This is a genomic window from Lentilactobacillus kosonis (assembly GCF_003864335.1).
In the GTDB taxonomy this organism is placed as follows: domain Bacteria; phylum Bacillota; class Bacilli; order Lactobacillales; family Lactobacillaceae; genus Lentilactobacillus; species Lentilactobacillus kosonis.
This window is the reverse complement of the sequence record NZ_BEXA01000001.1, coordinates 532,817-556,830: the sequence shown is the minus strand read 5'-3', so window position 1 is coordinate 556,830 and position 24,014 is coordinate 532,817. Positions and strand designations below refer to the sequence as shown.

At 36.8% G+C, this 24,014-nt stretch carries 20 protein-coding genes and 3 pseudogenes; 9 read left to right on the top strand and 14 right to left on the bottom strand.

Annotated elements, in window-relative coordinates; translation table 11 throughout:
* Nucleotides 1-93: 93 nt before the first annotated feature.
* On the top strand, nt 94-1,260 hold the full coding sequence (locus tag NBRC111893_RS02855; RefSeq protein WP_125007902.1) for a thiolase family protein: 1,167 nt from the start codon (nt 94-96) through the stop codon (nt 1,258-1,260).
* 48 nt (nt 1,261-1,308) lie between these two features.
* On the opposite strand, the gene NBRC111893_RS02850 is transcribed toward NBRC111893_RS02855, so the two are convergent.
* Nucleotides 1,309-2,796, bottom strand: a complete 1,488-nt coding sequence (locus NBRC111893_RS02850; RefSeq protein WP_125007901.1) for a hypothetical protein — start codon at nt 2,794-2,796, stop codon at nt 1,309-1,311.
* 142 nt (nt 2,797-2,938) lie between these two features.
* Between NBRC111893_RS02850 and NBRC111893_RS02845 the strand changes: the two genes are divergently transcribed.
* A complete protein-coding gene (locus NBRC111893_RS02845) occupies nt 2,939-3,097 on the top strand; it encodes a CsbD family protein (RefSeq protein WP_225417509.1) in 159 nt (52 codons plus the stop codon).
* Between the two features lie 219 nt (nt 3,098-3,316).
* Nucleotides 3,317-3,850 carry a GNAT family N-acetyltransferase gene (locus NBRC111893_RS02840; protein ID WP_125007900.1) on the top strand — a complete coding sequence of 178 codons (534 nt, stop codon included), beginning with the start codon at nt 3,317-3,319 and terminating at the stop codon, nt 3,848-3,850.
* A gap of 350 nt (nt 3,851-4,200) precedes the next feature.
* Here the strand turns inward: NBRC111893_RS02840 and NBRC111893_RS02835 are convergent, their stop codons facing one another.
* The 8 genes from NBRC111893_RS02835 to NBRC111893_RS11040 form a co-directional block, all read right to left on the bottom strand.
* Nucleotides 4,201-5,292 (bottom strand): trans-sulfuration enzyme family protein, encoded by a 1,092-nt coding sequence (locus tag NBRC111893_RS02835; RefSeq protein WP_125007899.1) that lies wholly within the window; start codon nt 5,290-5,292, stop codon nt 4,201-4,203.
* Nucleotides 5,293-5,303: 11 nt separating this feature from the next.
* Nucleotides 5,304-5,894: a L,D-transpeptidase gene (locus NBRC111893_RS02830; protein WP_125007898.1), complete on the bottom strand. Its 591-nt coding sequence runs from the start codon at nt 5,892-5,894 to the stop codon at nt 5,304-5,306.
* A gap of 91 nt (nt 5,895-5,985) precedes the next feature.
* Complete coding sequence (locus tag NBRC111893_RS11060; RefSeq protein ID WP_225417508.1) at nt 5,986-6,528, bottom strand: PD-(D/E)XK nuclease family protein; 543 nt, start codon at nt 6,526-6,528, stop codon at nt 5,986-5,988.
* Entirely contained in the window at nt 6,525-8,678 is a 2,154-nt protein-coding gene (gene addA, locus NBRC111893_RS11055) for a helicase-exonuclease AddAB subunit AddA (RefSeq protein WP_230402929.1), read from the bottom strand. The genes NBRC111893_RS11060 and addA overlap by 4 nt, the downstream gene beginning before the upstream one ends.
* An 83-nt stretch (nt 8,679-8,761) precedes the next feature.
* Nucleotides 8,762-9,718, bottom strand: coding sequence for a UvrD-helicase domain-containing protein (locus NBRC111893_RS11050; protein WP_225417506.1), 957 nt, complete (start codon nt 9,716-9,718; stop codon nt 8,762-8,764).
* A 16-nt stretch (nt 9,719-9,734) separates the two neighbouring features.
* Complete coding sequence (locus tag NBRC111893_RS11785; RefSeq protein ID WP_261341420.1) at nt 9,735-10,580, bottom strand: PD-(D/E)XK nuclease family protein; 846 nt, start codon at nt 10,578-10,580, stop codon at nt 9,735-9,737.
* Complete coding sequence (locus tag NBRC111893_RS11780) at nt 10,577-11,071, bottom strand: PD-(D/E)XK nuclease family protein (RefSeq protein WP_261341419.1); 495 nt, start codon at nt 11,069-11,071, stop codon at nt 10,577-10,579. The genes NBRC111893_RS11785 and NBRC111893_RS11780 overlap by 4 nt, the downstream gene beginning before the upstream one ends.
* On the bottom strand, nt 11,059-13,272 hold the full coding sequence (locus tag NBRC111893_RS11040) for a PD-(D/E)XK nuclease family protein (protein WP_225417505.1): 2,214 nt from the start codon (nt 13,270-13,272) through the stop codon (nt 11,059-11,061). Before NBRC111893_RS11040 ends, NBRC111893_RS11780 begins: the two co-directional genes overlap by 13 nt.
* Before the next feature lie 793 nt (nt 13,273-14,065).
* Here NBRC111893_RS11040 and NBRC111893_RS02815 point away from each other — a divergent pair.
* A pseudogene (locus NBRC111893_RS02815) lies at nt 14,066-15,480 on the top strand (Na+/H+ antiporter NhaC family protein).
* Nucleotides 15,481-15,548: 68 nt separating this feature from the next.
* Here NBRC111893_RS02815 and NBRC111893_RS02810 read toward each other — a convergent pair.
* Together NBRC111893_RS02810 and NBRC111893_RS02805 are read right to left on the bottom strand one after the other, a co-directional pair.
* Nucleotides 15,549-15,899, bottom strand: coding sequence for a hypothetical protein (locus NBRC111893_RS02810; protein ID WP_125007897.1), 351 nt, complete (start codon nt 15,897-15,899; stop codon nt 15,549-15,551).
* Between the two features lie 12 nt (nt 15,900-15,911).
* Entirely contained in the window at nt 15,912-16,469 is a 558-nt protein-coding gene (locus NBRC111893_RS02805) for an NAD(P)H-binding protein (RefSeq protein ID WP_125007896.1), read from the bottom strand.
* Between the two features lie 94 nt (nt 16,470-16,563).
* Here NBRC111893_RS02805 and NBRC111893_RS02800 point away from each other — a divergent pair, with 94 nt between their 5' ends.
* From NBRC111893_RS02800 to NBRC111893_RS02790, 3 genes and pseudogenes are all read left to right on the top strand, one after another.
* On the top strand, nt 16,564-17,517 hold the full coding sequence (locus tag NBRC111893_RS02800; protein ID WP_125007895.1) for an aldo/keto reductase: 954 nt from the start codon (nt 16,564-16,566) through the stop codon (nt 17,515-17,517).
* Nucleotides 17,518-17,694: 177 nt separating this feature from the next.
* Nucleotides 17,695-18,997, top strand: a pseudogene (locus tag NBRC111893_RS02795) (NCS2 family permease).
* Between the two features lie 92 nt (nt 18,998-19,089).
* Complete coding sequence (locus NBRC111893_RS02790) at nt 19,090-19,611, top strand: QueT transporter family protein (RefSeq protein ID WP_125007894.1); 522 nt, start codon at nt 19,090-19,092, stop codon at nt 19,609-19,611.
* A gap of 42 nt (nt 19,612-19,653) precedes the next feature.
* On the opposite strand, the gene NBRC111893_RS02785 is transcribed toward NBRC111893_RS02790, so the two are convergent.
* Nucleotides 19,654-20,205 (bottom strand): hypothetical protein, encoded by a 552-nt coding sequence (locus NBRC111893_RS02785; RefSeq protein WP_125007893.1) that lies wholly within the window; start codon nt 20,203-20,205, stop codon nt 19,654-19,656.
* A gap of 544 nt (nt 20,206-20,749) precedes the next feature.
* Nucleotides 20,750-22,210, bottom strand: a complete 1,461-nt coding sequence (gene cls, locus NBRC111893_RS02780) for a cardiolipin synthase (RefSeq protein WP_125007892.1) — start codon at nt 22,208-22,210, stop codon at nt 20,750-20,752.
* Nucleotides 22,211-22,275: 65 nt separating this feature from the next.
* Here cls and NBRC111893_RS10800 point away from each other — a divergent pair, with 65 nt between their 5' ends.
* The gene (locus NBRC111893_RS10800; RefSeq protein WP_191984811.1) at nt 22,276-22,428 is read left to right on the top strand and encodes a hypothetical protein; all 153 of its coding nucleotides are present in this window, start codon (nt 22,276-22,278) and stop codon (nt 22,426-22,428) included.
* 135 nt (nt 22,429-22,563) lie between these two features.
* Here NBRC111893_RS10800 and NBRC111893_RS02775 read toward each other — a convergent pair.
* Nucleotides 22,564-22,939, bottom strand: a pseudogene (locus tag NBRC111893_RS02775) (winged helix-turn-helix transcriptional regulator).
* Between the two features lie 166 nt (nt 22,940-23,105).
* Between NBRC111893_RS02775 and NBRC111893_RS10660 the strand changes: the two are divergent.
* Entirely contained in the window at nt 23,106-24,002 is an 897-nt protein-coding gene (locus tag NBRC111893_RS10660; RefSeq protein ID WP_160114436.1) for a DMT family transporter, read from the top strand.
* Nucleotides 24,003-24,014: the final 12 nt, after the last annotated feature.

Here is a 24,014-nt window from a genome sequence, read left to right as displayed (position 1 = left end):
GGTTGCAATCTATATAAGCCTGAGTACATTTTACCACATTTTCTTTCATTGTATGTATACTATACGTTGCATTAACAGAAAAGGAGTATCGCTTTGATAAAATCATACATTACTGAAGCTAAACGGACCCCTATCGGTAAATTAGGGGGAGGTTTAAGCAAATATTCTGCTGAACAATTAGGTACTATAGCTACAAAAGGTGTCATAGAGTCTTCAACTATTATGTCTAATCAAATTGATCAAGTGATCTTTGGAAATGCAATTCAGGCAGGTAATGGTCAAAATATCGCAAGACAAATTGAAATCAATAGTAATATTCCTGATACTAAAACCGCCTTTACTGTCAATCAAGTATGTGGGTCTGGAATGAAGGCCATCCACCAAGCCTATTCTGCAATTAGACTAAATGAAGCTCAAAACATAATTGCTGGTGGTACAGAAAGTATGTCAAATGTTCCATTCTATAATCATCATATTCGCTCAGGAAATAAGTTTGGTTCAATTACTTTAGTTGACGGGTTAAACCAAGATGGTTTGAATGATGCCTTCTCAAATCAACCAATGGGAATCACCGCTGAGAATGTTGCTAATAGATTTAATGTATCCCGTGAAGAGCAAGATGCATTCACGTTAAACTCTCACTTAAAAGCTTCTCAAGCTGTGTACGCTGAGGATTTTAAAAACGAAATCATCCCCATAACTACCGCTCATTCCATTGTCACTCAAGATGAAGGGATTCGTTTTGATACCAGTCTTGAAAAACTTGCTAAGTTAAAACCAGTATTCGATCCGTCTGGTAGTGTTACTGCGGGCAATGCCGCATCCCTTAATGACGGTGCTAGTGCCCTGCTAATCTCTTCTGAAGCATCTGTTGAAACAAATCACCTAACACCGATGGCTGAGATCATCGATTATTCAGAAGTAGGTATCGATCCCCAAATTATGGGTTATGCTCCCTATTATGCAATCTCTAACTTATTAGATAAATTAAAAATGACAGTCGCAGATATCGATTTATTTGAAATCAATGAAGCTTTTGCTTCGCAGTCCATTGCAATTAGTCGCGATTTAAATATTCCAAACAACAAATTAAACATCGTCGGAGGTGCTCTTGCTTTAGGCCATCCACTCGGTGACTCGGGGGCAAGAATTATTACTACCTTAGTCAACAATCTCCATCGAACAAATAAAACTTACGGAATTGCATCATTATGTATGGGCGGTGGCATGGGTGCCGCGATTGCCATCAAAGCCATTTAATTAGCTAATATAAAAAACACCGCTACCTATTTTAGAGTAACGGTGTTTTTATATCGCCTCAGTTACTTCATCTGCATCCAATTCACCAATAAATGTACTTTGGTATATCCAGTAGAGAACTTTTCTAGTGGGGCGATTAATTTTTTCAACATCATAGTTAAATTCAGCCCACTTATCATCATTTAAATTTCTAACAAAAGAACTTAGTGAACGTGCATTGGTCAGTGCTAATCGATCCTTACGCCCAATATCAGCAAGCACAATAGCATCATTAATAAGTTTTTTCATCACCCGCTCCGAGCGAATGGTAAACGATACTTCAATTATTTGGTCCTTATTAGCTTCAGTACCATCATATATTCCAAGTCTAATTTCATTAAATTGACGCTTCTTATACTGAGCCATAGGTATTAACGACTGATCCGTTAACACTTCTACCAATTCTTGATAAATTAAATCAAACACCCCGTATTTTATCTTCACTTGATCACCATACTTATCAATTAAAGATTCATTATTAATAAGTTCCACAGAATATTTCAACTGATAATTATCTCTACCACCGCTTCTTGATTGACTATATCTGCTCAAATTAAATATAGCCATCTTTTCAAAAAATTCATCAATTGAATTTGGAAACTCAATATAGTCTCTAATCTGCTGACTACTAGTGTGGGGCAGGCCAAGTAAATTCATGTTATTTTCATTGAGGATGTGAGTGGAATACCACTGCATTAATCCGGTACTCAATAAGTTAAGCATTGGAACTAACTGTTGATCAACAAATTGATTAATCGTCGTAAATACATCTTGATACTTAAACTGGCTTAGTTCAGATGCAGTTAAAGCAACTTCCGTTAAAAAATCATTTACATGTTCTCGTTTGATTGCAATATTTCCATTTGCAAATTGATTAATGTTTAATTTATTAGCCGCAAGCTCAGTAAACAAGCTAGCCACAGTGTCTTGGACTTGCTTTAGATTCAAATTCGACCCAGTCAGTTCCGCCAACGGATCTAATTCACCCAACTTAGTATTAGTATCCGCAAACCAATTCTCCACAAATTCTGATCCTCCATGTTCATGTATTTCAGTAATTATCTGATTAACTATACCCTTATCACCAGTAATTCCGTTCATGAAGTGAATCAACGCGGTTTGATATCCTATGATAAATCTATCTTTATCGTCAACTTCTTGAATATAATTCGCAAATTCCTGACCAGCAGCACGATTAATAACCACATCGTCGTTCTGTCCTGTTGCCCATAGCGAAACAAAATAAACTCGGGAAAAACCCACTTCCTGCAAATCAGCTAATGCAGCTACATATCCAAGCTGAGCAGACTTGGACAATTTAAAGTCAGCCAGGGGTATCCCATTAACTAGTTTCTGAATGCCAATTGCCACACTACTCTGGCTAACTCGCTCATCGAAGATTTGATACTTAGCATATGAATTCTCCCCAAAGATTCGTGAAGTAAATATTCCAATGTTTTTTAAGATTCTCTTTCCGTAATTATCGTATTTACTCATTTCATATTCCCCTATGTAATAATTAACTAAATAATACCATTTAAACCTTTAAAACCATGATATTAATTTATAAGCTTTATTTTTGACCAGCTTCCTTCATTCCATTTATGATATAGATAAGAAAAAGAAAGGAGTGTTATATATGAGTTTAGATAGTAAAAGTGATCAAGTAAAGGGAAAGATTAAAGAAGGTACCGGTGAAGCAACCGATAATCAAGAATTGAAATTAAAAGGTAAGATTCAGGACGCTACCGGAAAAGCAAAAGATAAATTAGAAGAAGCAAAAGGAAAAAGTCTCTGAAAAAGCTAATGAATTATTGGATAAAGATAAAGACAAAGGCAAAGATAAGTAATCTAAAAATGTCAATTGCCAGCATATATATATCTACGTAAATCGAAACAGAAAACTGTTTGATTTTTTATGAATTTAAGTTGAAGTTAGTTGATAATTGTTCTATAATTCACTGCTGTATTTTTACTAATCAAATAGATTAGATTTTTTATAAAGAGGTGTTTACAAATGGCAGCAACTTATTTGCGGCAAGCAACTAACGAAGACTTACCAGCAATCAAAAAAATTATCAGCGAAGCAAAAGACTACTTAAATAAACAAGGAATTGATCAGTGGCAGACGGGCTATCCAACTGACGAAGATTTAGAAACCGACGTTAAGTTTGGAATTACTTATGTTCTCGTTATTGATGGTAAGATTGCGGCAACTGCTGCCCTTCACCAAGGACTAGATGTTAGTTACTTAAAGATTCATGATGGCGAATGGATCAACGGTGTTAACGGTCGCTACACTGCTATCCATCGCATTGCTATGTCATCAGATTTTCGAGGCCAACATCTTTCAGAAAAAATGATGACTGGCCTAATCACAATTTCTAGTATCCTTGGATATAAAGACATCAGAATCGATACTCATCCTGAGAATCTCGGAATGCAACATGTCATTACTACCAATGGTTTCGAAAAGCGTGGAATTATTCACATGGAAGAAGAGGAAGGCGAAGCATCTCCTCGGTATGCATATCAACTAATTATTGAGTAACCTAAATAAATTATTGTACAATACAGGTAACTAACGGGGGTATAGCCATGCTATCACAAGATACAAGTGTCCGAACCGCATTACTGACGATGTACATTATTGGTTTAGTTTTTTTAATAGTAATGTTTTTCGTGCTAAATCATTTAAATGGTAAATTTTGGACTCGCGCTTCAGCGGGAATAAGTATCATTGCCATAATTATGGTAACCATCATAACATTTCTAATTAATGTAGCTTAAAATAAGTTCTCTGGTCGCTTGATAGACAGGCATTTTAGAGAACTTTTTATTTTACTCTCAAAAATAAGATCAAAAAGCACCCCAATTAATAAATTGGGGTGCTTTTTGATCTTAAATTTTTGCGAATGCAGTATCTAAATCAGCGGTTAAGTCGCTAATATCTTCTAGACCAATTGATAACCTAATCAATTCATCCTTAATACCCATCTTTAATCGTTCCGGCTTTGGAATTTCAAAATGTGACATAAATGCTGGAACTTCAACTAAACTCTCAGCTGCTCCTAATGAAACTGCTAGCACAAATAGGTTTAAATTATTAACAAATTCTTTAGCATCTAAACCTGGTTGTAACTCAAATGATAAAACACCACCAGCACCATGGGTTTCATCCCTAATAATCTTATACTCGACAGATGTCTTATCAATAGTTGGATAATTAATCTTAGCTACCTTTGGACTCTTCTGTAAGTAATCAATAATCTTTTGGGTGTTTTCAAGATGCCGATCCATTCGAATGTTTAGCGTTTGAATGCCTCGCCTTAAAATACTAGCTTCTTGAGGAGCCAAGACAGCCCCAACAGCGTTCTGAGTTAAGTAAACTCGCTCACCTAACTCCTTACCCTTCGTAACCACGATTCCAGCCATGATATCTGAATGGCCACTTAGATATTTAGTCGCAGAATGAACTACCATATCGGCACCTAAATCCAATGGTTGTTGAAGGTATGGAGACAAAAAGGTATTATCAACGATTACCAACAAATCATGGTTCTTAGCCACTGCTGAGATTTGCTTAACACTGGAAACATGAAGCAATGGATTAGTTACTGGTTCAAAATAAATTGCTTTAGTAGCTGGAGTGATTGCTGCTTTGACTGCATTGATATCTCTAGTATCAACTTCTGAAAATTCAATGCCCATTGGTTTTAGAAAATCATTAACCAGTCTGAAAGTCCCACCATAAATATTATCCCCGATAATTACATGATCACCAGGTTTGAAAATTGATAAGGCAGCATGAATCGCAGCCATGCCGCTTGAAAACGCGAAGCCTCGATCACCATTCTCTAACTCAGCACACAGAGTTTCCACTGAGTTTCGAGTCGGATAAGTCGAAGAATTATAAACCGGAACGTTAACGGCACCCGTATCATTATCATGGACATCGCCGCCTCGAACTAGCAAAGTATTAAATTTTACCATCCTAATCCCTCCTAATTAATTACCACTTTTGTTCCTACTGGAACGTTTTGATTAATCCATTTAGCATCCGGAATCGCTAGTCTAACACACCCGTGTGAATTAGCTGATCTTCCCAGTTCCCTGGCTTCAGAAGGAATATAGTTTCCCTGAGCATCGGTTGGAACCGTGTGGAACAAATAAATTCCGTGGTCTTTAAATGATGTCCAATACTTGGCCCCTTCTTTAGATTCCTGATTATAGAAAAAGTCACCATGTTCCTCTTGGATATGATAAGTCCCCCGTGGGGTTGAGTTATTTTTTCCGGTTGAGGCGTTCATTGTATACAAAACTTTCTTTTTAGGACTTAGTATATAAACTCGTTGATTTGCAATTGATACATACAAATAGCGTCCATTTTGAGCTGTAATCTTAGGATATGGTTTATCCTCAGATGGTTTCCGCCAATTAATCGGCGTTGGTTTGATATTATTTTGCTTTGAAGTTTTTTCTTGTGAAGTCGTTTGTTGAGCTGGTTTCTTTTGGGAAGTTGTATTGCTGGTACCACATGCAGACAATCCAACTACTGTTAAGGAAACCATTAATAATTGTGCAATTTTTTTCATGATTTCTCCAATTTAGTTGTTTAGCTTTAATAAAAACTATCTTACAACATTTTGGTCACTTAACAAGCAGCCTCCTGATAAGTTTAACCAATTATTCAATTACTACTGATTGATTGCTCTCTAATAAGTACAGATACTTATGAGCAATTGGCAAATGAATTATCTCGCTCAACGCTAATGCGTACAAATTAATTTGTCCTCGGTAACGATTCTTAATATCTTCAATACCAGTCTTAGGGGTTAATTTGTCTGTTTTATAATCAAACAAATAAACTTCGTTATCAACTACGACATAACCATCAATGATTCCATGGATAAGTAATCGTTGTTGTTGATCATTTTCAAAGCCAGGAAATACATCTCCTGCTTTTACCAATAATGAAAATGGTGATTCACGCTTTACTGTATCACTATTTTCTAAGACGAGTTTACCTAAATCAGAATCAAAGAACTGAGTAACTTTATTAAGATCAATCAAAGTAGCCACATTTGAATCAATTGCCCCTTGAGCAACTAACTGTGAAAGTAAATTAGCTAACATCTTCTCATCCGGTCGAACATTTAAATCAACTTGTTGTAATAACAAATGTGTTGCTGTTCCAACATCTGTAGGCGCAGGTTTATCTTCACTCACCAAAAATTAGGTATCGGCATTTGCGATTGCACCATTCGATTTGCACTAACACTATCAACATCTAACGCTGGATTGTTCATCATTTCAATACTATCTGGATCTTCAAACACCCGCTTAATTTCCGATACTGATTGATAAGCGGTGGTCTTAACCGCTGACTTATACGGATATTCATAGTTCAAGACATTAGCAATATCTTGATTAGTTGGTTCCAGGCTTTCTTCAATTTGAGACAACGTGTTGTTGATCCAAGTACCATCCTTTAATGACGTAACATTAACAGATTTTCCATATTTAGACAGCATCTCATCATCAATCAGCTCAATCTTAAATTGAGATTCATCGCTAATTAAAAATTTAAGATCCTTCTCAGTACCAAACTGTTCCGAAACATTTGGATGTCGAGCAATTGCTGGCCCCACCCAATCAATAAATGAATTAGCCTGATTCCGAGCCGCAACCGATAAAACCAATGAATCGTCGGCTGCTTTAGCTAACCATTTGTCCACCAAATCAGCACCATCATCGACCTTTTTCACATTTCCCACTAAGTATAACCGCTGCTCAGCTCGGGTCAGTGCAACATATAATTTTCGCATCTCCTCGCCTAAGCTCGCGTTCTTAGTGAGATCATAGAGAGCTCGTTTTTGGAGTGGTTCAAACAATTCACGAGAATCATTTTGCAAGTAAGTAATTCCAATGCCTAACTTATCGTTAAGGACATATGTCCCCTTTAAATCCTGATTATTAAATCGTTTAGAAATATCATCAACGAAAACAATTGGAAATTGTAGTCCCTTACTTCCGTGAATGGTCATTACATGGACCGCGTCTTCAGTAGTTGATGGGTTTGTAGTGGCTAAGTCTTCATCTCGGTCCTGCATACGTTTAACAAATAAGACAAATTGAAAGAGACCTTTAAAACCATTTTTTTCATAATCTTCAGCACGTTCATATAAAGCGTGGAGATTGGCCTGACGCTGGTAACCAGCTGGCATACCACCGACATAATCTAAGAAACCCGTTTCGTTATAAATGTGCCAGATTAAAGCAACGATACCTTCTTGCTGGGCAACATCTCTAAACATTCGCAATTGTTTAAGCAGCTTATCAACCTTTGGATAAATATTTTTAGCATAATCTGAGGGATCCGCATAATCATATTTATCGTAGAAGTTACGCAAAGCTGAATAATAGTCACCAGTTTTTTGATTAATTCTCAGAAAGGCAAGTTCATTTTCATTTAATCCGACAATTGGTGAACGCAGAACTGCTACCAACGGAATATCCTGATATGGATTATCAATAATCGACAACAATGACATCATTACTTGAATCTCGGTAGTTTTAAAGTAGTTTTCGGCTCCATTAATTTCAGCAGGAATATCATAACGTGAAAACGCATCTGCCAACACTAACTCATTCGTATGGGTGGGAGAAATAACAGCAAAGTCACCATACTTAACTGGCCGGAGTGCTTGGAGATCCTTATCATAGATTTCTGACTGATTATCGATTAGTTGACGAATTTTTTGAGCAATTAGTTCAGACTGACCAGCCTCAACTCCATCAGCTTGAAAATCATTATTATCATTATCGAAATCAGTTGCATCTTTCGCATTATATAGGAGTAACTCAATCGAAGTATCTAAATCATCTGGATAATAAGTTGCTCCATATTTCAATTTTGCTTGATTAGCATAATCAATATCGCCAAACCGTTCGTCCATAATTTGTTCAAAAATTAAGTTAGTAAAGTTGTCAACGTTCACTGCAGACCTAAAATTTTCAGCCAAGTTTATTAGTTCATGGTTATTCTCACCAGCATAATCATTTTGTTTTTCAACAAACATCGTTGGATCAGCAAGTCTAAATTTATAAATTGACTGCTTAACATCCCCCACCATAAATCGATTCTGGGGTTCTGTCGTCGCAATCTGGTTCAAAATGGCGTCTTGAAGTCGGTTGTTATCCTGATACTCATCAACCATAATTTCATAATATTGGTTTTGAATTTTTTGCCGAATTTCTTTTGCCTGCACTGTTTCTAGCGTCAACATTCTGTAGGCCGCCTGTTCAATATCAATGAACTCCATTAAATGACGTTTCCGTTTAGCTTCTGCGTAGGCACTGCGAAACTCAAAAACCACTTCAATCAACTTTTTGAATTCGGTTTTTTGCTTTTGCCATCACCTTAACATTTGTTGATTCATCATTAATAAAGTAATTATTTTCAATATTGGTTAACTGCTTTTTTAAATTTCGTTTTGATGTTACCTGATAATTTGTGATACCGTTTTTGTTCCTCATCTGCTTTTCGCAAAGTTGGTAAATTAGGTAGCTTAAACTCCCCGATTGCTTTACGATATTCATCAAAAGTTGCTTGTTTTCCAATATCAATCAAGTGTTGCAATGAACTGCTTAATTCAGAAAAAGCCTCTTCATCCTTAACAATATCGGCTAATTGTGAATACTTAATTGCCAAATCCACGTTCATTCGCATGTTAGTTAAGGTATTGATAATTTCTGGCAAGACATACGTTTGATAAAAGTCGCTACCAGCCAATCCAATTGTTGGATCAACTTCATAAAAGTCAGCAGCACTTCGTAACCACTTAATCGGATCATCATTTACGTTAGCAAAATCGTTCATTTTATAAATAATTTCTGTTAATCCGTCATCGGAACGATCATTACTGAAATTTTCAGTTAAATCGGCAAACGCCCCATCGTCATCATTAGTATAGAGCTCCTCTCGAACATCTGACCAAACTTGGTCCCGCAATAAAGCCATTTCGGTTCGATCAGCTAGGATTCTAAAGTTAGGATCAATTCCCAACAAATAGTAATATCTCGTAACTAACTTTTGGCAATAAGCATCCATCGTTGTGATATCAGCAACCGGAATTTTTTGCAATTGTTGTAAAAGACGTTGTTTTTTCGTTCGATCAGTTTCCTTAGAATATCTTTCACGCAACGACTTGGTAAGTCGTTCCTTCATTTCTTTAGCTGCCGCATGGGTAAAAGTAACCACTAATAATTGGTTAACATCCACGCCACGGTTCTCAACTAAATTGATGATGCGGTCAACCAATACACGGGTTTTACCTGATCCGGCCGAAGCAGAAACCAAAATATTTCCCTGGACCTCATCATTAATCGCTTTTTCTTGATTAGGAGTGTAATCCATTAATCGTCTTCCTCCTTCAATCGCTTGAAAACTTCATCTCTTTTGATCGTAATATTCCGGTATTTATTTTCTGGAAGTAACGGATCAAATTCATAATTGATTTATATGGTGTAAATTGCATCGCTGACATGTCAGTCATCTTAACTGGACTAAGCGACACATCACCAGTCAGGATTCTCCTACCAGCGTCTTGGATTAGTCGTTCATTATGCTCTAAGAACCTGTCCAACAATTGTGGTTCAATTAATGAATCACTATTTCTTTTAGATGGGGTATTATCTTTATTCAATTGAATAGGTAAGAATAATGATTTCCGCTCACCATGACTAAAGGTTTGATCAATTTCAGTCAATAAGTCGGGGTCCTTTACTAAAATTCCTTTGAAAGAATGATCAATCAACAGTTGTTTCTCAACATCCCCAGCAACCTTCTGCAAATCAGTTTGACTAAACTTGGAATTTTTAATGTGGAGGTAAAGTGCCCCAGCGATTTGGGCAATGTCATCTGTCGCTAAATCATCGAGATTTTGACGTACAACATCCAAATATGTTAATAACTGCATTGAAACCCCGACGTATGCCTTAGGAATCTCAAACTTTCGATCAGCTGATTTGTAGTCAATCACGGAGAAGTATTGTTTGCCGTTAATTTCCATTTCATCAATTCGATCAATCCGGCCCCGTACCAGAATATCTTTACCGTCGTTTAAATCATAATGCAAACCAGCTAAATTACCCTGACCTGGTTGACCAAAAATTAATTCCGTCTTTTTAGGACGCATTTTCGTTCGCTTCTGCTGATCACGTGTAACTACAATCATCTGCCGAATCGCTTTTTCTAGTTGACTAGTAATGTATTTCATTCGATTAGAACTTTGTAGAACAACAAACGAAAAATTATTTGGATCTTCGACGATTTTTGTGTAACCTCAGTGACCATTTCAGTAATTGCTTGATCGTCTAAACTAGCCAAATTAATCCGTTGTTGTTGAACCAACTTAATCAGCTCATCTAGTGCTTCATGGAAGAATTGGCCAGTTGAAGCAGGCGATAGCTCAAATTCATCTCGTTCATTAAGTTTTAATCCATATTGCAAAAAATATTCATAAGGATTTTTATAAAATGATTCCAATTGTGAAATCGAAATATTCAATGAATTTCCATACAATCCGGTTACAATTTCTGGTTGTAATGGCGTGACGGTATTTTTATAATTCAAACTAGCCAATAATCGTCCGACTAGAAAACCAACTTGAGAATCAGCTTTTAGTAATCGTAGAATTTGTTGCCATGTTGGAGCTAACTGTTCACCTGTCTGAGCAGCCACCTGGCTAACCTGAACTAAATGATGCAACGTACTTTTTTAGAACCAATATAACTAACTGCCTGATCTTGGTTTGCAGGAATTGCCTTTACAACCTGCTCCTTAACACCAAAATGATTAGCAATTCGACTAACATATGGAGAAATTTTAATATTATCGTCAGCCATTTGGTCGTTAGCATAGGTAAAGATTAGCCGATCGCTAGGAGTTAAAAATGCTAAATAGTTCAAAAATGGTTCAAACGCCATCTGCATCTCAGCGGGATCACTAATAAATCTATCCTCCGGTAACACATTTTGTAACTGATTAACATCATCGTCACCAAACAAATTTTCACTATCGGAAACCGCTGGCATATTATCATCAGTCGCTCCCATAATGAACGTGACTTTCCGAGTTGCACTTTGCACCATCCCTGATTCTGACACAGTTACCTGGTCAAGTGTACTTGGTACCATTGAATACTCTGAACCCTCAAAACCAGAATAGATTAAATTCCAAAACTCTTCTGAATCAAATTGGTTATCACCCAGAATCGAAACACATTCATCTAAAAGTGAACACATCGTCCGGTACACTTGGTCAATCTGATCACTGGTATTAACATTACCATCATCTAAAGCACTATCTCGCCATTGCTGTAATCGAGCTACTACACCACTACTTACTAAAAAATTAAATAAGACTGTAGCAGCTTCCCGATTAGTTTTAGACCGATATAAATTCTTGAAAAAGGGCGGCAACATATCTTTGATCAGATGACGAATTAAATTGATTTTTTTAGTGATTTCTAAATCCTTATCACTTAAAACTTGGTGGACATCATCATCATTAACCCACTTGTATTGCCAATCTTCTGGTTGTAACCAGCGATAATCTTCGTAGCCATTTTTTAAAACTAAGTTCTCAGTCAATGCAACAGCATCCCGATATTCATCAATATCCATTGGATGTCCATCAACTTCCGGTAGAATTAATTCAGATTTTAAGAAACGCATTATGTCATCATATCGATAGTTTCGTTTTCGACCAGGCTTATAAATGTCAAATAACGACGACAATAGCTCAACTAATGAGTGGTCGCTCATTGCTCGTTGAATATCTTCAAAGTATGGAATTTCTAGATTATCAAACACTGGCTGCAAGATATTATGGTAACTACTTAAATTTCTCGTTAACACTAAAAAATCTGAATAGCGGTAATCACCATTAGCAACCATTTGTCGAATTCTTGTCGCAACTTGATCTAACTCAGAGTAACGATTTTCCACATGGATTATCTGAAGGCTATCTTGATTAGTTAATTTAGAATTTTCAATTGGGCTCATCGATGCTGATTCAATCCAATAACGCTCTAATTTTTTAATATCACTCGTAACACGCGATTTACTAGCGGTAAGCACCGGTAAATATGGAACTTTATTTTCACTGGCAAACTTATATAGCTGATTAAACACCCGACCGGGAACATGGAAAAAATCCATTACGTCGGGTTTCTCTACTGGATAAGGCTTATCTAAGTTCAAAGCTACCAATGTTGATTGTCCTTTAGTGATTAAAGTTTCGACCAACTTTAATTCTTGAGCTGTAAATCGTGAGAAACCTTGAATATAAAAATGAAAATGCGATATATCATTCTTAGGATCAGCTAAAAAGTTGCTCAGCAAATTCAGGCCATTGTGACTATCAAAGAAATTTTCATCAACAATCCGCTGAAATTCCGTGTAAATAATCGCAAAGTCCTGTAGTTTATCTTGTAAATCGTTGGGTAATCCGCTTGATTGATTTTCCTGTATTTGAACCAAGTCAGTAGGTAAGACATTCCCTGATTGAAATTCTGCAACTTGCTTTGCAAGCTGATCCAAAAATCCAGGTTGATGGACTTCTTGGTTAAATAAAACTAATTTATCTTCATTATCAGTAATGATTTGATACAACAGCATATTAATTCCTGCTGAGCTAAGTCGCTGCTTTTGATACTCTGGCGTATTTCGCATAAAGTACCAGGCTAATCGGGAAAACGATAGCACCTGAATGTTACTTTCTGCTGCCACTTTATCGGAATCGCTTAAACCGGCAATCACTCTGACTTCTGATTCAAATTTGATATGGTTAGGGACCAAATAAAAGAATTGATCCATTGGCTTTTGAGTCTGTTCTTGCTTAATTAATTTAATAACTTCGTCAACACTGTCCTGACTGGCAGTGCTTAAAAGAAACTGTAATGACATGCGCTTCACTCCTCGATTATGGTTTTTATCTTAACACATCAAAGTTGATTACCTTTCTTCACAATTTTTAAGATTATGGGGGCTTTTTAATTGAAGAATATTTGAAATAGGTTATTATTAAATCGTGGATGTCAATGCACCCACATTGTTATGTAAATGAAAGCTTTATGCTTGCATTGATCTTGTTTGAAACTGCCAGCTTTCGACGCTCTACTTGAAGCCGAAACTTTTTATGATCTACCCCCAATATATCTAAAATTAGACTAGCAGTTTCTACTCCTAAAAACGCCTGGGAAACCGGGCGGTACATAAAATAAATAATTTAATTCTTTCAACTCTCAATTTTTATTGAGAGCTTTTTTATTGTTTTAATAATTAATTGATTGGTTCATCATTAAAATAAAAAAAGATTTGCGATTTTATTCTAATCGTTTTATAATCCTAAGTAATATAAAATGTCGTGATCTAAATAAGTAGGTGCTTACCTGGGCGTCAGGAAGTTGGTGGTTGCTGCGAACCAATCAGGGTAAGTAATTCGAAATACCGGACATTATCGGCAATGGTTAATAACTAGAATCCATTATCTTCTAGTGAGTGGTGTATTTATTAAATACACAAACTGGGTGGTACCACGGTAATTCCAATCGTCCCTGTTGCATATATTAATGCGATAGGGGCTTTTTTTATACGGAAAGGATGTTAACTAATGAAGATTTCAAGTAGTGGGGGCTTAGTTCGATATTAAATCTCAGTTTTATGCGAGCTTAAACAAATAAAAAATGAGGTTAATACTATGGAAAAAACAAAAATTAGTCTTAAGCAATCAATAATTGTCCTAATCATAATTTTAGCAATCATGGGTATTGGGGTAATCGCCCTAAAATTATCACCGCAAGTCCTGTGCTCCTTGCAATCACCGTAATTATCTTTTGGGCCAAATTCATCGGTTTCTCATGGGATAGCATTAATGCTGGCATTAAGGATGGCATAGATAAAGGGATCATCCCCATTGTGATTTTTATTCTAATTGGAGCGATGATCAGTACCTGGATTGCCGCTGGAACAATTCCAACCTTAATGGTTATTGGTTTCAAATCAATTAACGTTCAATGGTTCTTACCAACTGTATTCTTAGTATGTTCATTAGTCGGAGCCGCTGTTGGCAGTTGTTTTACCGTCGTTTCGACTGTCGGTATTGCATTCTTTGGTATCGGAATTACCATGAATTTTAATCCCGCATTAGTCGCTGGCGCCATTGTTGCCGGTGGAACCTTTGGCGATAAACTATCACCCTTATCGGAAACCAACAACTTAGCTGCTGCAGTCGTTGATACTTCTCTATTCGCTCATATGAAAACCATTCTTTGGTCTATCTTACCGGCTGCAGTAATTTCTACAGTTATTTTCACCTTATTAAGTGGTGGTCATACTGGTGCCAACTTAACCAAAATTAACCAAACAATCTCAGCGTTAACCGTTAACTTCCACATTTCACTAATATCATTAATTCCAATTATCTTAGTATTCGCTTGTGCTGCGATTAAAATGGCTGCAGTGCCAACAATGTTACTAAACATTTTGGTATCAACAATTATGATGTTCTTTAACAATCCTAACTTAACCATCAAACAAGCAACTGATATCATTACTAACGGCTTTATTTCTAAAACTTCTAGTGCGGAAGTTAATTTACTTCTTTCCCGTGGTGGAATTGTTAGTATGATGCCCACCGTGGCCTTAATTGTCTTAACTTTATCACTAGGTGGTCTACTAGTTCACTTTGGATTAATTGGCGCGGTAATGGAACCATTATCAACTAAATTGAATAAACCAGCCAAACTAGTTGTGGCAGCCCTTGCGACCTGTATTGGCATTAACGTATTCGTTGGCGAACAATTCTTATCCATTATTTTACCTGGGCGGGCTTTCAAAAATGCATTTAATCGTGGTCGCCTAAGTAACGGTGCTTTAGGCCGCGTACTGGAAGATGGCGGAACCGTTCTCAATTACCTGGTACCCTGGGGAGTTGGTGGCGTATTTATCGCTAATACACTCGGAGTACCAACCATGCAGTACTTGCCATTTGTATTCTTTAGTTTACTCTGTCCCGTCTTCTCATTACTTAGTAGCTTTACTGGGATTGGATTACAAACAACTCAGAATGAACCTGCTGATCAAAGTGACCGTACCGTCACACCTATTAATTAAGTACGTAATAACCAAGTATCTAATATACAAAATGAGGATCTCAGTATATTTACTGAAACCCTCATTTTTTATAGCTTATTTTCTTCCATGACTAGTTGAGTGTAATGTTCTAAATCATCAATCAGGCCATCACGCTCATTAGAATCATCATCAATCAGGTCATGCAATTCTTGTTGGGCTACTGCCCAGTGAATCAAATTATCAGTAATTGGCAAAATATCGCGCAAAATTCTAAAATCAAAATTGTCGCCATTTTCGTGTTGCATATTTACATAGTTTTGGTAATCGGTCACGATTGCCGTAGTCGCTCCTGATACTTTGGCAGTCGCCTCAATAATTACAAAATGCGAAATTCGGTTCGCTTCAAATAACTGTTGGCGAAGCTCTTCGATTCTGTCCGGTTCCAAGTTAATTGTCACCCTAAATTCCCCCTACTTTATATTAACCGCACCAATGGATTCATTAATATGGCTATGTGTTGTGATTGTTTGGGATACCAATTCAGCTAAACTATTATAACTCAAACTATTGTTTGGCATTAACTGTCCTTCAGCATATAGCTTAACTTCACTAGGAATCCCCTCGGTTAACCTACCCGCTCTAATGATTGTATAAGGCATCTCAGCCTCATCAACAATTTTTGCAGCATATCTCTGTTGCTTAATGAACTCATCAATATCCGTAACCTCAGAATATTCTCGTCCACCAATTACCTCGTTGTCAATTCCAGAATAGGTAACCATTATAAAATGGTCTAACTGAATTTCAGCATCAAAAATTGCATCGAACAATTGATCAAAATACAGATCACTATCTAATGGTCCCAAAACCGTAACGATAATTTTAACTTCAGCCAGTGCTCCCTGATAGTCAGCTTCACTATTAAAATCACCTTTAAACTGATCAACAATATAGTCTGCTGCGGTAATTTTTTTGCTGATAATATTAGTCGCACTATCATTCTGACTTATAATGAGTACTTTTTCCATCTTTTCTCCTCAATCTTTGGACTTTTAAAGTTATTTGGAATACATTTATTGTATAGTTACAATTATTTTGTATATATGGTAAGGAGGATACACAATGATTAATGACATCAAAATTGGTAAGTCAACTGTCGAAACCACACCCTTAGGATTAGGTACCAACGCTGTTGGTGGTCATAACTTGTTTCCAAACCTGGATGAACAAGCAGGAATTGACTCAGTCAAAATTGCTCTTGATAACGGAATTAAACTTTTAGATACCGCATTTGTTTACGGTTTAGGCCGTTCGGAAGAATTGATTGGCCAAGCAATTAAGGGCTATGATCGCTCCCAAATTACAATCGCTACAAAAGGGGCTCAAATCGTCAAGGATGATGAGATGACGATTTCTAATGACCCTGCTTTTCTTAAGCAAAGCGTGGAAGATAGTCTAAAACGCCTCCAAACCGATTACATTGATATATTTTACATTCATTTTCCTGATGATAAAACCCCTAAAGACGAAGCAATTGCCGCTCTAAATGAATTAAAGCAGGCAGGTAAAATTAAAGCCATCGGGGTTTCTAACTTTTCATTAGCTCAAATCAAAGAAGCAAACAAAAATGGTCAAGTTGACGTAGTTGAGGATCAATATAGTTTAGTTCACCGCGATGCTGAAAAAGAACTATTCCCATACTTACGAGAAAATAATATTTCATTTGTTCCTTACTTCCCACTAGCATCTGGCCTCCTCACTGGTAAATATAATAAGGCCAACGATGCCTTAAGTTTTGCTGAAGGTGATATTCGAGCAGATGACCCTAATTTTAAAGGGCAACGTTTCGCTGCAATTAAGGATTCGGTTAATAGTTTACAACCTATTGCTGATAATCATGGGGCAACAATTGCTCAAATTGTTCTTGCATGGTATATCAAAAATCCTGACGTGACTGTGGTTATTCCTGGTGCTAAGCGTCCCGAACAAGTTCGAAGCAATGCAAGGGCCCTCACAGTTAGCCTATCTAATGAAGAATATAATACCATTGATAACGCATTTAAAAGTTTTAACTAATTTAAATCCCGCCCCTTGATTAAGCAAGGGGCTTTTATTTTATATTGTTTAGATCAATATGTTAATAACTTCTACATTGATTATAATTCGGTATTGAACGAACTTTGTGAAGATGATAGGATAGATATGTTCTTATTTTAGCAATTATCCGAACTATTTTAAAAGGAGCTGTCTTTATTGTCATCAATTAGCAAGTTCTTCGATTTTGAAAATCGCCATACTAATTTCAAGACCGAAACTTTAGCCGGAATTACTACATTTGTATCAATGGTATATATTTTATTCGTTAATCCAAATATTTTAGGTGCTTCTGGTATCGATAAGGGTGCTGTTTTTACAGCGACTGCCTTGGCATCAGCGTTTGGTTGTTTTGCCATGGGAGTTTTAGCTAACTACCCAATTGCCATTTCTGCTAGTTTAGGCCAAAACGCCTTCTTTGCTTATTCTGTTTGTATCGGAATGAACGTTCCTTGGGAAACCGCTCTTGCCGGAGTGTTCGCCGCTTCACTAATCTTTGTAGTTCTAACTGCAACTAAGATTCGGGAACGAATCATCGATGCTATTCCTGCCGATTTAAAATCTGCGATTGGGGGCGGAGTTGGACTATTTATCGCCTTGATTGGATTATCAGAGGGTGGAATCGTCTCAGCCCAAAAGATGCGATCATCGGGCTGGGTAATTTATCTGGCACTACCTGGATTACCATCTTCGGTTTGATTGTCACTTTAATTTTAATGAGCATGCAAGTTCCAGGAGCTATCTTCATTGGAATTATTTTGAGTTCAATCTTAGGTTTAGGAACTGGTATGATTCCTCTTCCACATCACATTGTCTCGGCTATGCCAAGTCTTAAGCCAACTTTGGGGTAGCAATTACACACCTTCCTGACATTAATACCGTGCAATTATTAGTTGTAGTATTGACCTTCCTATTAGTTACCTTCTTTGACACTGCTGGAACTTTAGTTGGTCTTGCTGATCAAGCTGGTTTCATTAAAAATAATAAAATTCCAAACGTTGGGAAGGCACTTGCTGCTGATTCTTCAACCATGTTAGTTGGTTCAGTGCTAGGAACTTCACCAATGGGAGCCTTTGTTGAATCATCTGCTGGGATCGCTATTGGCGGTCGAACTGGGTTCACCACCGTCGTAGTGGGAATTTTATTCATCTTAGGTGCTTTCTTCTCACCAATGCTAGGCGTAATTACTAGTCAAGTAACCGCTCCAGCTTTAATCATTGTTGGAATCTTAATGGCTCAATCACTTAAAAATGTCCACTGGGAAAAATTTGAAATTGCCGCTCCAGCCTTTCTAATCATGGTTGGAATGCCGTTTACCTACAGTATTGCTGACGGAATCGCCCTTGGGTTCATTGCTTACCCAATTACGATGATTGCTGCTAAACGTGGAAAAGAAGTTAATGCTATGATGTACGCGTTGGCTGTTATCTTTGTAATTTTCCTTTGGATTTTAGAGTCCTAATTACCTAGTAACTTTGACCATGGAATTATTTTAGGGTAAAGTTAATTAGTTAGTTAAACTAATAACTGAATAACAAAGGAAGGAATTTAGTAATGAATTCTAAGATCAATTTTTTCGGCATCGACAGCTTAATTGATATTGTGAAAGCTGCCGTTGTCGCTGCACTCTATATCGTGTTAACCACGACTGTCTTTGCAGCCTTTAGTTTTGGCCCAATTCAATTCCGATTTGCCGAGGGATTAAATAATCTAGTGCCATTTAACAAGCGCTATATCATCGCTATCACCCTTGGATGTTTTATATCCAATATGATGTCATCATTAGGCCCAGTGGATATGATTTTTGGGACGTTTGAAACCTTTATTGCCTTAGTCACAATCTACTTGGTAACTCGAAAGATGAACAATTTACCATTAAAACTGGTAGTTTCTGTGCTTATTGGCACTTTCTACATGTTCATTATTGCTTTTGAGATTGCCTTCTTTGGTAATAGTGCCTTTTGGCCCACTTTCTGGAGTTCCTACTTAACTACTGGAATTGGTGAATTTGTCACCATGGGAATTGGTGCCGTGAGTTTATACTTCGTAAACATGTCAATTGATTTAAGTAAATAAACTAAAAAAGAGACCGCTTAAGCGGTCTCTTTTTTAGTGTTGCTAACCTATTCGATACAAACACCAAATCATTGTTGGCGAATACTCAGAAATAATTTCATCGTGTCGATGCTCACAATCAATGTTATAAATATCTTTACTCACAATTGCGAATTCATAGCCATTACCTTTAAATTTAGCGAGGGCTTCAGCCTTACTATCCACAAACTCTAAATTCAATTTGCGACCTTTATCTAAACTGTATTCCTTAATTAATTGCTTCGTTGATGGATGGAGCACGGCTTTGCCGTTATTGTCATCTGGATTTCTAACTAACATCAATGGCATAATAGGAAGCTTAAAAACATTAATGATATCGAGCTGGTTAGAGTACTTCAAGTTATTATCCGCCCAGTTACCATTTGATTGCGCACTTCTATATGCAACGGGAACTAAAAATAAGTCACCTTGCTCATGCTCTAAATGCCGATAAATATCATCAAAGGAACTATGTAATACAACTTCAGCATCTTCTAGGTCCAAATACATCTCCCTCAGATACATTGTTGCCTTGTAGCTATCAGTCGCTTCTGGACCCAGTGTGTGTAGTTTCATTGTGTCATCCCCCAAGAAATCTCCTACTCATCCTCCCCTAAAACATGTCGATGATTAAGTGATTTATGATTAAATTAAAATTAGAATATGTTAAGAATAATATTAATGTTAATTTGTTAATAAATCAACACATTCCTTTTAATTGACTAACGGTTTCTTAAAGACACAAAAAGCTCCTCGTCTCACGACGAAGAGCTCTGGAGAATAATACTTTGAAACTGATTAATACTCCACTGATTCTTGAACATTTGGAACTTTAAAACTTAATACTCTGATCCTTGGAACTTTGGAACTCTGAAAATCATGATGCTTTAAAATTGGAACATTTACCTGAAAGGTTAGGACCAATCATTGACTCAACTAAGAGTCGGTTTAAAAAAGTTATACTTCTGTTTACTTCAGCAAACTACGCGGATCTGAGCGCGTTGACTCAGTGACTCTAATAATAGAAATACATCCCTCGTCTGCCAAACAGGTGATTAGTCATTCACCCTTCATCATTAATATATTAAATTTGGCTCGAATTAGCAAGCGATTTGCTCATTTATAAAATCGGAGATAATAAACGGGAAAATGTCTGCTTAAATTTCAGCCATACAGACTGATTAGCAAACATTTCTTGAGTTTGTAATGTACTATTATCCATATCTCGTAAAAAGAGATCTTTCAATTCAGAAGCAATTTTACTGTCATAAATAAACGAATTTATTTCAAAATTTAACTTAAAGCTTCGATAATCCAAATTAGCTGAACCCACTGAAGCCATACTATCATCAATGACCATCGTTTTTGCATGCATGAAGCCGTTATCGTAGTAATACACTTTGATGCCTTCCTCTGCTAACTGTCGAGCATAATATTGCGTTGCTCGATAAACAAATGGATGATCTGGCATCGATGGCACCATAATTCTAACATCGACTCCTGATGAAGCCGCAATTCTTAAGGCATCTAATACACTATCATCTGGAATTAAGTATGGCGATTGAATGTAACAATAGTCACGGGCAAGGGTAATCAGCTTAATATACCCCATCTTGATTTGCTGCAGATCCGAATCGGGACCACTTGAAACAATCTGCATATTTACAGATCCTTTTGTAGTCGTAACTGGAAAGTAATTAGGATCTACTCGGCTTTCATTAATGTTTGCTTTAGAGCTAGTAGCATTCCAATCCAAAATGAATCTAGCTTGTAACCCAAATACTCCCGAACCAATAATTCGCAAATGGGTGTCTCGCCAGTTACCAAACTTTTTCTTCCGGCCTAAATATTGGTCACCAATGTTAAATCCACCTGTATAACCAATGGTTCCATCAATCACGATAATTTTTCTATGATCCCGAAAATTAAGTCGGAAATCAAGAACAACAGACCTTGTGTTCAAGAATGGGTAAGCGTATCCCCCGGCATCAACTAAAGGCTTGAAGAATTTTCGTGTCGTACCCATTGAACCCCAAGAATCATAAATTACTCGTACCTCAACTCCCTGTTGAGCTTTCTTAACTAATAAATTTAAAATTTCATGACCAATTTCATCACTATAAAACGTATAAAATTCGATGTGAATACTTTTCTTAGCACTCTCGATATCTTCAATAATTCGGTGAAACAAGGACTTACCATCAGTCAGAATTTTTACTTTGTTTTGTCGAGCCAAAAAAGAAGAATCGGTTTGACTAAACATATTTACAGCGCTAATTGCTCGAGATGAAATGTCATCTGAAGCAGTTTTTAATTCACTTCCAAGCTGTCTTCGCTGTTCTAAAAGCCGTTCATCCAATTGCATTTGAACATGTGAATGCAATTTAAACAAACGGTTTTTAGGTAGTTTACGACCAATAAATGCATATGCAATAAATCCAATAATTGGTAAAAACACTAGTACCAACAACCATGCCCAAATTGCAGCGATATCACGTTTTTCTCTAAAAACTGTCAAAATGGCAAAAGCGGCATTAATTACTACTATCACCTGAAAAAATAATGACCAATCAAATTCCATTACAATCTCCCAAAAAGTTTTAAAATATGTTTATGAAGTCAGTATACTCGTAATAGGAGATAAAAATGAAGCCATTTATTACATTAGTTCCTAGAATTCACGGAATTCATCGGATATTCTTTTTTCATTTAATTTTTAAAGAACAACCAATTTTGGGCGTTGCTATCTTAGTGGCAATTATCTTATTTGCCATTTATCGTTACATGAACCGTAAATAGCTGTGAGTTTATTAACCCAATAGAATTATATCTTCAAACCGCAAACTAGGTTTTCAATTTGGTTTGCGGTCTACCGATGTATAGTAAAGGAGGAGCGGCAATGCCGCTCCTCCTTATTTTTTTGCCCAATGCCAGTTACATATTTAAATATCCATCCCAATTGTCCTGTAAAATTTGCACATCGGTGCCGCGTTTTTTTTTCTTCCGTTACCCGACTTTCACCCCATTCAGACATGGCTAACAAGATATTTCTAAGACTCTTTCCTTCTTCAGTTAATGAATATTCAACCTTTGGAGGAACTTGATTATAAACCTTGCGATCAATAATTCTATCCGCTTCTAATTCACGCAGCTGATTAGTCAGCGTCCGTTGGGAAATTGCTGGAATAAGCCGACGTAATTCACCTGTCCTTAATGTTTGGCCACCTAAATGACATAAAATGATTGGTTTCCACTTACCACCAATTACATCTAGGGTCGCCTCAACCGCAATATGATAAATTTTTTTCAAATCAAAATCCTCCTAACCCCTGTCGTTATCCATTAGGGCATTTTTTACCGTATGGAATTTTATTGTGCCTACTTACTTAAAGTAACCTCAGCCACTATACTAACATTTGTTCATTAAAAGGCAAGTCGCTAAGCGAATTAATTCACGAATAAATGGAGGAAGTATTATGGCAATTACTGGGTTGATCTCAATTATTTTCGGGGGCATGATATTAGGACTTCAATCGTCTACTAATGGGCGATTAAGTCAGCGAATCGGTGCTCTAGAAACGGCCCTCGTCAATTTTGTAGGTGGCGCAATTTTACTAACATTTTGGTTATTATTTACTCGTCATGGAGAGATATTGCGAATATTTACGGTTCCTAAATGGCAATTACTTGGTGTCTTCTTTGGAACTGGATACCTAGTGTTAATGACTTTGGCAGTTCCAAAAATTGGCGTGGTTGCTGCAAATATTACCGCGATTTCCGGACAAATTTTAGCTAGTTTTATTATTGATAACTTCGGTTTCTTAGGTAGTAATATTATTGCCTTTGGGTTAAAACGAGGCATTGCGACCATCCTATTAATTCTTGCAATGACTGCACTATACCAAGACCAAAAGCCATCCAGTGTTCTGGATAAACCCAAAACCAAGAACCCATTCTTCTATCTGTTAGCATTACTTTCAGGAAGCTTCTTAAGCATTGAGGGAACCATGTATGGTGAACTTGGGAAAAGTATTGGCCAATTTGAAAGTAGCTTTTACAATTTCTTCATAGGTTCATTACTATTAACCGTCCTGGTGTTACTTTTTGGTAAAGGAAGTTTCAACGGGATCCGTAAAAGCAGTAACTGGTATTTAATCGGTGGTTTGTACGGTGTAATCTACCTGACATCACTAGTTTTTGGAATTCCAGCTTTAGGCGTCGGAATCGCCATGATTGCTATCGTCCTAGGCCAAATTGTGATGAGTATGCTAATTGAAACTTTTGGTTGGTTTGAAACCCCAAGACAACCACTAACCTTCGCAAAAATTCTAACGTTAATTTTTCTATTAATCGCATTAACACTGATATATTAATCTAAAAAGATG